Here is a 232-nt window from a genome sequence, read left to right as displayed (position 1 = left end):
ACGTTCAGCACCTGTACCAAAAGAGCAAATGGCCACTAGCTGGTTAGGCGCTCCACTTAAAACAGCTCAAGGTGTTATCGGCCTTATTGTTTGCCAAGCCTCAGATAACAAACATATTTTCAGCCGAGATGATTGCGAGTTAATTACCTTTGTATCACATAAAATTGCAGCTGTTTTACAAACAAAGCTGGTCAATCAAGCTATTGCAAAAAGCCATCAAGAACTCGAATTT

1 protein-coding gene is annotated in these 232 nt (G+C 40.5%); it reads left to right on the top strand.

Going from position 1 to position 232, the window contains the following annotated elements:
- Nucleotides 1-28: 28 nt before the first annotated feature.
- Nucleotides 29-232: GAF domain-containing protein (locus AAEY83_RS18860; RefSeq protein WP_351061770.1), on the top strand; the 204-nt coding region annotated here is incomplete at its 3' end.

It is taken from the genome of Psychrobacter sp. TB20-MNA-CIBAN-0197, assembly GCF_040309765.1.
GTDB lineage: Bacteria > Pseudomonadota > Gammaproteobacteria > Pseudomonadales > Moraxellaceae > Psychrobacter > Psychrobacter submarinus.
Note: the sequence above shows the minus strand (reverse complement) of the source record. Positions and strands in the feature narration are given on the sequence as shown.